Raw genomic sequence first — 11,028 nt, forward strand, 5'->3', positions numbered from 1 at the left:
CGCAGCAATTTACAACTACGAGTTAAGTTTAGCTGTCTCAAAATTCCAAACCCCCACCATAACATAAAACTTATTTTGCAAGAGGTCTATTAAACACAACGTATTAAAGCTGCTAATTCCTAATTTAGGCGGCTATGCAGACGATTTAGAAAAAATCTCGATTTTTAGAAATTTTTATATTTATCAATAAAAGTATTGTAGATTACCTAATCACAAAATAACCACCTTTTTTTGTTTTTAAAGATAAAATCACCTTTCTCAGTTCACGAAATACCAATTTTTTTAGGGACGCACAACTATGCGCCCCAATAGGGGAGTGTTGTTCAAATAGATGAAAAAGACTATAAGTTGACACAAATAAAAGTTGTGCGCCCCTATTTCAATTGATAGGTACACTCCACCAAGCTAAACTATAGGGTTGAGTCGCTTCATTGAGCTTTTGCCGAAACTGGACGCGGATTTTGTAATTGCCAGTAGCAGCAACCGGGCAGAAAATATGTTCTACACTATCGATTTGGCTGATTGAGGAGCAAACAGCACCAGCATCTGAATTTTGAGTATCAGCTTTTACTAAGTATAGGTCGAGATTATTCAAACCGCGATCGCGAAAATTTTCGCCCACGTCATATTGCTGGTTTTTATTTTTATCGTTGAGTTCTACCAATCGATCCCAACTTAGGGTAATAGCAACAAAACTTGCCTGCTTTAATGGTTTTGCTAACAGATAGTCAACAGAGGCTCCAGCATCGACTGTATGATAATCCCAACCAATAGCTGGCACCGCAGCTGATGGCTGCCATTGACCAGCACTAAATTGCTGATAAGCGCGAAATGCGTTCAAATGACCCGCTCCCATTTGGGCATCTAAGGGAATCTTAGGATCTTTATAAGCATCAGAATCTAGCCAGTTTTGATTTTGTTTATCAATTAGCGTCCGGCTCATTCCCAACCGCAAGCCATCACCGCTATCTTGGATTTTGTCTGCTGAATTCAGCAATACAGCTTTCATCACTTGATGATGCCGAGAATCGATGCTCCAGTGGGGTTGTTTTGTCCGCATCTGTCGGTCAGCAAATTCCTGCAACAGAGCTACAGTAGCTGTAACTTGAGGCGCTGCAAAACTTGTCCCCGTGACCTTATTCAATTTGCCATCTGGATTGAGTAAGGGAATGTTATTACCAGGAGCAACTAAACTGATAGCGCGACGCCCATTAAGATCAAATTCTCTTCCAGCTAGCTTTCCACTCACTCCTTGGTTAGCACCCGCCAGATTAGCCACGTCTACTTTGTTAAAAACTCCCCCTCTACGGGATGAAAAAGCCACGTTCACTCCGTTAAAATTATCTGTAGGAATGGGAATACCGCCCTTGCCTTGATTACCTGCGATCGCATACAAAACATCATGAACGCGACTAGACCAGTCAACACATAAAGTTAGTAAAGCATTGCCGTCTAAAGTCGCCTCTGGTCTAGGATCGCGGCTTAGAGGTTCACCAAAGCTAAAGTTAATCGCACGGACATCGCCACTATTTTGTAGCGCTATGTGCTGGGCCGATAAGCACTCTTCTGGCTGACCCATGTTTTTAGTGGAACCCACCGCAGATGAATACAGTCGCGCTCCCGGAGCAACTCCCGGCAAAGCTTTGTCATGACTCACCATCACACCAGCGACATTGTAAGCGTGGGGGTCAACACCAGTATTGGATTTAGCTGGGCCATCGCGTAAAAATACTGCCGCTAAAGATATGGCACGATTTTTAGACACCGCCTTATCCCAACCAAACATTCCAGGTCGGCCAATTTCCACTTGACCAATAGCAATCTTACGACCAATTAAATTATAAGGAGATTGGTGTAGCTTCAGAGCATCAATACCGTTAGTTCCCAGAGTAGATTCTAAAGCTGAAGCAATTACCGGCGCACTCAGACAAGAAGCACTTAATCCCCAAATTATCCAGGTTAGTTTTTTAGTCATTTGTCAGTTGTTAAAAGTTATAAGTTAAGAGCGCAGCCGGAGGCTTCCGAAGTTCCGGTTAGGAGATAGGAGTTGAGTTAGGAATTTTATTCTCCCCTATTCCCCATCTCCCCAAAAAAGCCGGGATCAAAGTTATGAGTCTTGCTCAATGTTTTGTTACAATGCGTACAGACGAGGACGCTTAAAACCCACTAGCCATGACCCAAAACCGATCTCAAAAGCCCATTGTAATTGCTCCATCTATCCTATCAGCCGATTTTAGTCGTCTGGGTGACGAAATTCGCGCCATAGACGCGGCTGGAGCAGATTGGATTCATGTTGATGTAATGGACGGTCGTTTTGTACCCAATATTACGATAGGTCCTCTGATTGTGGAGGCTATTCGTCCGATTACGACCAAGCCACTAGACGTCCACTTGATGATTGTGGAGCCAGAAAAGTATGTAGAGGATTTTGCCAAGGCCGGTGCCGATCATATCACCGTACACTGCGAGCATAATGCTTCCCCACACCTGCACCGCACGTTAGGGCAAATTAAAGAACTTGGTAAGAAAGCTGGAGTTGTACTTAATCCTGGTAGCCCTCTAGAACTGATTGAATACGTTTTAGATTTGTGCGATTTAGTACTGATTATGAGCGTCAATCCTGGTTTTGGTGGTCAAAGCTTTATCCCTGGTGTATTACCCAAAATCCGCAAGCTGCGTCAAATGTGTGATGAACGTGGTCTTGACCCTTGGATTGAAGTGGATGGAGGACTGAAGGCAAATAATACTTGGCAAGTTTTAGAAGCGGGAGCTAATGCAGTTGTCGCCGGTTCAGCTGTATTTAACGCTAAGGATTATGCTGAGGCTATTACATCAATTCGCAACAGCAAGCGTCCTACGCCAGAATTAGCCAAGGTTTAATTCATTTTTAGATTAACTGTACTTCAGAAAAAATAAGGTGGGTAAATTGCCCACCTTATTTTTATTTACACATAAAAAAACTGGAAGCTATTCAAGTTTTGAACTTCCAGTAGTTGCTATATAAATTGAAAGTTTAGAAAGCAGAGATAATCCAGGTTGGGAGGACTAGGATTACAATAGTCGAAAGAGAAGCGTATGAGCTACTAGTTCTACCAGCCATGACAACGATTTCACCGAAACTTTTCTATTTCCGTTTCTGGTATTGGTGTTAAGCGTTTGCTTTATTAACTAAAGCAACACCAACCACAGTATAGAAAGCTTTATAAGCATTACTTCCACCGTCTGCAGTCAGTGAAAGCTCTGTGAAGTTTGGATTGGGAGAAGCTACCGCTCCAAATTCTCTTTGCTCAGATTTCCTCGAAAATAAAACCACCAGTAGCAACGGTTGCATCATCAGTCTTGGTGTAGGAGTTATTTACTCCATCAAATGCTGACTACTTTTGTAATCAGTTTGATTTCTTTCATAGTTAGAACTAATCATTGATTTTATTTTTTAAAATTAACTTGCTTGCCAATCACCTCTATTTTTGTTGAAGTTGTAGTTTTTATTAGTTTACCGATCTTATCAGTATATATTTGCCATTTTGGCAGATTTTTGAACAAAAATATTAAATTAATCACTGCTATAGAAAACCTGCTATGCTAAAAATTTTAAATTAGCATAGCAGGCTCTCAATCAACTTTAGAGGAGAATCTCTTGATTCCAAATAGTTTTTAATTAGATCCACAACGTTTCAAGGAAATATCTTGAGTGATTTCTGATTTTAATTGCGATTTCATTGATTGATAATCGTTAATTTACTGTGCTAACCTGTGATCTAAACTACCACCACGAATTTCTGTTTGTTGCTTTCCAACTACTTCTAGATAAGCTCGGTCTTTGATTTTGCTTAAGCAGCTTGATGAGCCATTACTATCAGAAATTGAATCATTAGCATGTTTCAGCATTTTGATATTTTCACTTTGCTGTTGATTTGTCCTACTGGCTTTAGAGTTTTCTTTTAGCAATCGATTATAGGTACGATATGGAATGTAATGGAGAGGATTATAGCCAGCAAATCGCAGCATTAAAACACATGCCCAGGAATATTTTCCAGCAAGAATTGCTTCAACTACTTTGTCAAATTGTTGAGCTTTCACCGTCTTATCTATGTTACTACTAATGCTCGCAATGTCTTGGTTCATCATAGTTTTTAGGTATCTGGGATGAAGTAAAGAGGAAACTATAGCTTTTGCTTGTCAGTGAGTGAAAGGTAAATAATTTACCTTTGGTCTTGTTATATAACTGGTAGGACAAAATTCTCGTGTGGCTCTTGTTAAATACAATTTTGTCCTTTTAAACTTTTTTAACTCCTAATTCAAGAAATTTTATCTGTTTACCTGCTTGTATTTCTTACTACTGTTTAATTAAGCATTTTCCGGGAATTTTACATATTTTTTTGGGCTAGTAGAGAAAATTTATCTTTGGGCATTAACAACACTATTTGTATATATACTATTTTTTGCTGTTAATGTCATTTCCAAGATTAACAGATTTATAGGTTAAATTTACTGAATATATTTCGATATCTATTTGTGGATTGTGCAACTTTTAATTTTGTCCTTCTTTGCTAATTAATGAGGGGTCTGACCCCCCACACAATATCAATTTAAAACCTTTATTATTGTCGAGTCACTAAAAAATATTACCATTAACCAGAAAATAAAACAAATTATAAAAATAGTAATATATAGAGGCTGGAAAAATTTGAGTAGTTAGAAACATTGAAAGGGTTTTAAAATTTTTTAATGGAATTACAATTTAATTTATTACCTTTGGATGTATTGATTTATAAAAATTACAGCTTTAGCTTGTATAAATGAAATCGCTAAATCATGCTCATGAAATATTCATGAGCATAATCTAATAGTCATAAATAGCCTAGTTTTGAAAAATAATTAGCATCTAATTATCAGAAAATAAGTTAGAAAAACACTCGTAATGGACTGTTTTCAACAATTTAGCCTGCTAAATCTGTATAACTTTAAATATTTTTTTAATAGAGTGAAAGTTAATTAAAAGTGAATAGTGCTAAGTTTATTCAGTAAGAATTTGTATGTGTATTAACATCTAACAGATTTATATAAATGAGATTAAAGATGTAGTTGCAGTTGGGCTAAGTGGTAATAAAAACCACCAATTGCCATAAGTCATGGATGAGTGCCTTGCTTAACGAGGATACCTCGGTCTAGAACAAGGATATAGTTGACATGATGAAGGTGATACAAGCTTGATTAATCTGGGTTAAGTTCTGTTGAAATTGACGTTCCGACTCGATATCGAGGGCGCTAGTTGCTTCATCCCGTATGAAGCCGATCGCAAAGATGTTCAGGGTAAAGAAGCTTTTTACATTCATTACTTGGTCGATAATGACCTGAGTAGATGGGAGAGTCGCCAATCTAAAAACTTTTACTAATAATGAAGTAAGAATAATTTCTCTGAGTAATTTTTGGTAATGCCACAATGTTTGCCAATAGCAACCTAAGAAGAGTTTCTCACCTTTGGGGGCATTAAAGTTTTCCGTAGGGTATAAAAGTAGGACATATCCTGTCCAGCTAGCTTCATCTGGACGCAAAAGCCAGTCCTTGCCTATGGCTGGATCACTAATCAATATGTGATCGCCTTTAACTCGCCAGACAACTATATAATCAATTCCTTGCCAATGAGTTACCCACGGGTTATAATACGAGTCCAGCTTGCTAAGACTCGCCCTCACTAATAGCACTTCATATCCCGAAGTTTGGGCTGTTTCTGCTAAACCCTGGAGAGATCCACCTCTACAATCTCCCCGTGCTAAGTTACGCAAATTGTAGCGGTTTAAGCGTATGTCCCAGTATTGGCTAATCATTGCCAAATACGCAGCGCCACAATCCGATGAACTTTGCTGTTGTAGTATAAAAGGATAGGCACGCCATAGCCTAGTTTTTGATTGTGAACGTAGTCTGGGAAATATTAGCAAGATTTATGACTAAAGCTAGTAATATTTGCATTTTTTGAAACAGTAGTCTTGAATTCTCAATCCTTCAACTATTACGATTACTGAAATTTTCCTTGACTTCCGGAAATACTCGGAAAATAAAATCACAAATCTAGACTCTGCTTTCTCAGATGAAGATGGGCTAAATTTGGCAACCCACACACCATACGTGGAATATGACCGTTAGTAGGGGTAGCTGTGCACCCCTACGTGTGTTGCATCAAAACGAGAAGCGCTTTGATAGCCAATCAACTAATAACTAAGTAAATTCCCCAAATCGCCATTGCCCGTAAGTAAGTGCTAGCGCGGAAAGTACCAGCTGCGGTGATAGCTTCAGGCGTGCGAAATTGCAGACCATTGTCATAAATTTGCTGCACCACAGCTTGCGTCAACCGAAACGCTTCATCTTTCATTCCCATTTGCACAAGAAAAGCTGCCAGCCCAAAGTTTATCCCCGTCCAGACTTCCAGGGGATGAGTAGCTTTGGGGTTTTCTGGTGAACCGTCAGGACGAACACCATTAGCAGCACCAAATTCACCATTGCAGAATTTCAAAAAGCACGCATCATAAACAGTTTTTAGGGCAGAGAGGGCGCGATCGCTCGGTACAATATCAGGTAAGTCCAGTAGTCGCGCGTAGAATTGTCCGCATAATTGATCTGCCATGACCACATCGGAACCACTTTCACTATCGAGTTTGTAATATTGCCCATTCCAAAGTTTTTCTTGGTAAATAGGAAGAGATTGTTCCAACCAAGCTTCATAGATGGATTTTTGCACCTCTGTGTTCTCTGTGCCTCTGCGGTTCGTTAACAAAACATCACTGATTGCGATCGCAGCCTCTAGCGCCGCCAACCACAACCCACCACAATAGGCGCTGACACCCTGCAACCGCCAATCATCAAAAGTTTGATCAGGCGCACCAGAATTTTCCGGAATCCCATCGCCATCAATGTCAAAAGTTTTCAAGTAGTCGAGGGTTTGAACGATCGCATTCCAGCAATCTGCTAAAAATTCTACATCGTCAGCACCCGTGAGCAAAAAATCGCGGTATACTTGCAAGACAAAATCGCTACCCAAATCTTTCCATAAATTGCAGTCTTGATAGCTGGTGTAATTGGTTTTCTCCCAAACATGTTCATTCGGTGCGCCTAAATCGTGGGGTGTTGCACCTAGAACTTTACGAACGGCGATCGGACTTTCTGCCTTAATTGTCATGTAATAGCCGATTATTCGGGGTGTGTCATCACCTTCAGGAATCGCCCGTGCAAATGCCCGAATCACCGACTTTTCTATTTCTGGAAACAGCATCAGCAGGGCAAAAGAACCATACAGCCGCACATCTAGACTTTCATACCAACGGTAATCTAAGCACTCTAGCACTGCAAACTGACCGATGGGGTCAAGTTCCGATGCTGCACTCCAGAGAGTACCGCCACTGGTAAGGTCGTAAAGCTCATTAAATAGAGCCATCTTAAACCAATTGGGTAAATCTTCCCGGTCGAGAATGGGTTTTTGCCAAATTTGAATTTGCGATCGCCAGGTTTGGTATTCTTGTAGCGCAGTGGATGCGATCGCCCAAGCATTATTTCCACTTTTATCAAAAAAGTCTGTGTATCTGCGATAATAGTTGACTCCAGCGGCAAATTCTGTAATGGGCAAATCCCAAGCGAGGACAAAGGGGATTTCCAGAGTTTCCCCTGGTTGGAGAGTGAAACGGAGTGTGATCGCAGCCCCTAATTGTTCACCTTCTGCTACTGGATTTACATCTATATTATTGGGCAAAGAACCATCTTTAGCAAAGCTTTGCCACACCTGATCACCCGTACCATCAGGATTCCAATGGGTGTGGTGAAATACTTCCACCTGGGGATGCTTCAGCGTTGCAATACACCAGCTTCCATCTCCTTCCTTCAAAGGTTGATCACTACCAACCCGACCTAAAAGACAGCCAAACTGTTGTGTATTTTCAACTATTTGGTTATAGTTTCCTTGACTTTCGCTCCAGCGCGGTTGGTATTCGTAAACCGGACTCCCATCATCGCGCACTCGCACTTGGGGAGATTTAAGGGCATTTGTAAACCAGCCCACCATATTTTGCCAAGTGAGCATGATGCTGAGAGTAATCGGTGCATCTGTAGGGTTGTGAGCATTCCAGAGGAATATTGCCACAGGGTAACTAGTTTCTTGGTAATTACCTGCCCAGATTGGGGAAAATTGCTCACATGTCAACTGTGCTTGAAAGATATTTTCATACACAAACCAGCTACGTGGGTAGAGCGCGTGATAATTGCCCGTCCCTTTTGTAGCGGTAAGTGTCGGATACCATTGCCAAGCCTTGAGAGTGCCATCTTCGGGCGCTTGCGTAGATAAAGCGTAGGCTTGGGAAGATGTGCTATTGGATTCAAACACACTGAATTGACAAGCGGGAACATTTTTGAAGGTATGCTCACCACCGTCGATGTGCCACAGGTTAAAGTTTCCTCGTGAAGAACGACCGATGCAACCTGCACCAAAGCCACCTAAAGGCATACCATGCCAAGGGCCATCATCGATATTACTTGCGTAGCGGACGGTATAAGGTTTATCCCAGCCTAAACCGATGGGACGGCTCCAAGTGCAAGAGGGAATTTCTGGAGAGAGTTGATTTGTCATCGCCTAATGTTACAGCGTGCAGTTACGTCAATGAAGACTAGCGCGATGTGCGATTTTTCTCAAGTAAAACGCGGTGACAGCATAATAATTAACTTTGTACTGGACGGAACCTTTTGAGATAGGGTTAAATGAAGTGCAAGTTTAATGCATAATCAACTATATGCTAAACATTAGTCGAGGCATCCATTCGCTCTCTAGCTTTAAACGCAATACGTTGGAATTCCTACAGCAAATGAAGCAGACAGGAAAACCTGTAGTGCTGACGGTTAATGGCAAAGCCGAACTTGTGGTTCAGGATGCAGAGTCTTACCAAAAACTGCTGGATGCATTGGAAAGATTGGAAGCGATTGCCTCAATTAAGCAGGGACTTGAAGATGTAGAGGCTGGTAGAACCATTACCCTTAGCGAATTTGAGCAAGAAATGCAGCAAAAGTATGGCATTTCAAGTTAGGGTGACTCAGACTGCAAAAGCTGAAATTGATAATGCTTACTCTTGGTTGAGACAGCGTAACCCAGTTTATGCAGATAAATGGTTTCGGGAGTTGATGGATACTATTGCTACTCTGCAAGAAAAGCCTCTACGTTGCGCTCTAGCTCCAGAAAATGATGCACTTTCTGAATAAATCCGTCAACTTATTTACGGTAAGTCAAGAAATAAGCACCGAATTTTGTTCGTTATTCGAGAATATACTGTTTTTGTGCTTCATGTACGTCATAGTTCGCAAGCTCCACTGATAGGCGAGGAAGTTGACGAGGAAGAAGAATTTTGATTGTTGAAAGCGTGGCGATCGCTCACCCTTTGAAGTTGGTACTTTTGTTGTATATGTGGGCACTCTAAAATTAAGCAACCTACTGGAGACTAATTTCTATGTCCACAGCCCCAATTAGTGCAGCACTAGCACAATCAGAGAGAGATGCTGTGTTACAAGCGATCGCCACAATTAAAGAAAAGTTACCATTTTTGATTGATTTAAGTAACGAGGAGCGGAAAGCTTTACCCAAAATGGGAGATAAAAGCCGCGCCTTTGTAAGCAAAGCATTGGAGGTGGCGACACAGAATCCAGAGTTTTTACCGCGATCGTTTGACCTTAATGAGATGCGGAAAGACGTTCAATTATTTGAAGCTTTGTATCCAGTATTGCTGTCTTTGTCACAATTACAAGAGTTGCTAGATGATACTTCGCTAGCAGTGGGTAGTGAAGCTTATGCAGCCGCCTTGCAGGTGTATAATTATGCCAAAGCTAGTGGACAAGGCGCTGGTTTAGATGGAGTAGTTGAGGAAATGGGGCAAAGGTTCGCCCGTAAATCTCGGAAATCCAAGCCTCAAGCAGCAGCGTTGTAGAAAATAGCTTGGTGATTGCACTTCTAAGGTGCAATGTTGAGGCTCAGAACTCGGATGTTGAAGTAAATTGCTCGGCGTTCCGAGTTCTGAACTCGAAGCTTCACTCTCAGAACATGAAATTTCGAGATTAGAACTCGGAACTTTAGGCTCAGAACAGCAACGTCCGAGATCCAAGGGGGAATGATCGTGAGTAAAAGGCGTAGGCGTAGCCCGTCGTTCGCGTAGCGTCTCGTAGAGAAGACATCGCTCACCCTTTGAACTCGGAAGTTCGTGTTCTATGAGTGAATGATGATGAATCAAAAGCGATCGCTTCTGTAATAATTAGGCTAGCCGACACTATAAAGATGTCCCAAATCATCAGCTTTGTTGTCATCCCGCAGGGGAATTAAATTCCTCTGCTAATAGCTAAAGTCCTCTTCAGAAGACTAAGGAGAGATTTCAGTCCACTTGAGTGGACTTGCGCTATGAGCCCGGAAATAAATTTCCAGGCGGGATATGGGTAAGCACGATAATCCAACTATTGCGCTTCTGGGTTGAGTCCAATACAGACCTAACCCCCAGCCCCTTCCCTACAAGGGAAGGGGAGTAAATTCAAAGCCTCTCTCCTAAAAGGAGAGAGGCTTGGAGAGAGGTCAAAGTGTATTGCATACAAACGAAAAGCCCTATATCGCTATTTATTGCTTCTTCTCAGGAAACTTATACTTAACCTCAATTTCAAAATTACTTTCCGCCGACCCTTCAGTTAAAAACGGAATGCCAGTTTTTCCACCCAGCTTGATGCCAAACTTAACTGTTACCTCCTCAGCATCAGGTAAATTCTTGAATGCACCAACAGCTAACTTGGCATAGTTACGAATTCTGCCCTGAAATTCTTGAATGTTTAGCGTGGGTAAACCATCACGGTATCCCGGTTCCTCTTCCTCTGGAACTTCAGAAGCGGTATTTGATTCTACGTAGATTTCGTACTCTTGATCGTCTTCTTTAATAATTAAACGTTGCACTTCTGACATAATAGCCTCAGTTACTCTTGAAGTTATTCTTAGTAAGATTAGGCTAAAACGGATGCCAGGTTAGA

10 protein-coding genes are annotated in these 11,028 nt (G+C 41.3%); 4 read left to right on the forward strand and 6 right to left on the reverse strand.

Annotation, left to right across the window (positions count from 1 at the left end):
* Positions 1-379 precede the first annotated feature (379 nt).
* Positions 380-1,975, reverse strand: a complete 1,596-nt coding sequence (locus V7K21_RS00135; protein ID WP_335170824.1) for a S8 family serine peptidase — start codon at positions 1,973-1,975, stop codon at positions 380-382.
* Between the two features lie 197 nt (positions 1,976-2,172).
* Between V7K21_RS00135 and rpe the strand changes: the two genes are divergently transcribed.
* Positions 2,173-2,880: a ribulose-phosphate 3-epimerase gene (gene rpe / locus V7K21_RS00140; RefSeq protein ID WP_273766505.1), complete on the forward strand. Its 708-nt coding sequence runs from the start codon at positions 2,173-2,175 to the stop codon at positions 2,878-2,880.
* Between the two features lie 268 nt (positions 2,881-3,148).
* Here the strand turns inward: rpe and V7K21_RS00145 are convergent, their stop codons facing one another.
* The 4 genes from V7K21_RS00145 to V7K21_RS00160 all read right to left on the reverse strand — a co-directional run bounded on the left by V7K21_RS00145 (position 3,149) and on the right by V7K21_RS00160 (position 8,611).
* The gene (locus V7K21_RS00145; RefSeq protein WP_335170825.1) at positions 3,149-3,334 is read right to left on the reverse strand and encodes a hypothetical protein; all 186 of its coding nucleotides are present in this window, start codon (positions 3,332-3,334) and stop codon (positions 3,149-3,151) included.
* A gap of 404 nt (positions 3,335-3,738) precedes the next feature.
* Positions 3,739-4,128, reverse strand: a complete 390-nt coding sequence (locus tag V7K21_RS00150) for a HetP family heterocyst commitment protein (RefSeq protein ID WP_335170826.1) — start codon at positions 4,126-4,128, stop codon at positions 3,739-3,741.
* Positions 4,129-5,168: 1,040 nt separating this feature from the next.
* Positions 5,169-5,939 (reverse strand): cysteine peptidase family C39 domain-containing protein, encoded by a 771-nt coding sequence (locus tag V7K21_RS00155; protein ID WP_335170827.1) that lies wholly within the window; start codon positions 5,937-5,939, stop codon positions 5,169-5,171.
* Between the two features lie 266 nt (positions 5,940-6,205).
* Positions 6,206-8,611 (reverse strand): GH116 family glycosyl hydrolase, encoded by a 2,406-nt coding sequence (locus V7K21_RS00160; RefSeq protein ID WP_335170828.1) that lies wholly within the window; start codon positions 8,609-8,611, stop codon positions 6,206-6,208.
* A gap of 160 nt (positions 8,612-8,771) precedes the next feature.
* Between V7K21_RS00160 and V7K21_RS00165 the strand changes: the two genes are divergently transcribed.
* From V7K21_RS00165 to V7K21_RS00175, 3 genes are all read left to right on the forward strand, one after another.
* Positions 8,772-9,062, forward strand: coding sequence for a type II toxin-antitoxin system Phd/YefM family antitoxin (locus V7K21_RS00165; RefSeq protein WP_335170829.1), 291 nt, complete (start codon positions 8,772-8,774; stop codon positions 9,060-9,062).
* Positions 9,046-9,234, forward strand: coding sequence for a type II toxin-antitoxin system RelE/ParE family toxin (locus tag V7K21_RS00170; protein WP_335170830.1), 189 nt, complete (start codon positions 9,046-9,048; stop codon positions 9,232-9,234). Before V7K21_RS00165 ends, V7K21_RS00170 begins: the two co-directional genes overlap by 17 nt.
* 245 nt (positions 9,235-9,479) lie before the next feature.
* On the forward strand, positions 9,480-9,953 hold the full coding sequence (locus tag V7K21_RS00175; RefSeq protein ID WP_298910981.1) for a hypothetical protein: 474 nt from the start codon (positions 9,480-9,482) through the stop codon (positions 9,951-9,953).
* Between the two features lie 674 nt (positions 9,954-10,627).
* On the opposite strand, the gene V7K21_RS00180 is transcribed toward V7K21_RS00175, so the two are convergent.
* Positions 10,628-10,963: a CU044_2847 family protein gene (locus V7K21_RS00180; protein ID WP_334726421.1), complete on the reverse strand. Its 336-nt coding sequence runs from the start codon at positions 10,961-10,963 to the stop codon at positions 10,628-10,630.
* Positions 10,964-11,028: the final 65 nt, after the last annotated feature.

Source organism: Nostoc sp. (genome assembly GCF_036919595.1).
Taxonomy (GTDB): Bacteria; Cyanobacteriota; Cyanobacteriia; order Cyanobacteriales; family Nostocaceae; genus Nostoc.

Coding starts and splice junctions, on each gene's coding strand:
- V7K21_RS00135 (WP_335170824.1), bottom strand. CDS start 1,975: ATGACTAAAAAACTAACCTGGATAATTTGGGGATTAAGTGCTTCTTGT.
- rpe (WP_273766505.1), top strand. CDS start 2,173: ATGACCCAAAACCGATCTCAAAAGCCCATTGTAATTGCTCCATCTATC.
- V7K21_RS00145 (WP_335170825.1), bottom strand. CDS start 3,334: ATGATGCAACCGTTGCTACTGGTGGTTTTATTTTCGAGGAAATCTGAG.
- V7K21_RS00150 (WP_335170826.1), bottom strand. CDS start 4,128: ATGATGAACCAAGACATTGCGAGCATTAGTAGTAACATAGATAAGACG.
- V7K21_RS00160 (WP_335170828.1), bottom strand. CDS start 8,611: ATGACAAATCAACTCTCTCCAGAAATTCCCTCTTGCACTTGGAGCCGT.
- V7K21_RS00165 (WP_335170829.1), top strand. CDS start 8,772: ATGCTAAACATTAGTCGAGGCATCCATTCGCTCTCTAGCTTTAAACGC.
- V7K21_RS00170 (WP_335170830.1), top strand. CDS start 9,046: ATGGCATTTCAAGTTAGGGTGACTCAGACTGCAAAAGCTGAAATTGAT.
- V7K21_RS00175 (WP_298910981.1), top strand. CDS start 9,480: ATGTCCACAGCCCCAATTAGTGCAGCACTAGCACAATCAGAGAGAGAT.
- V7K21_RS00180 (WP_334726421.1), bottom strand. CDS start 10,963: ATGTCAGAAGTGCAACGTTTAATTATTAAAGAAGACGATCAAGAGTAC.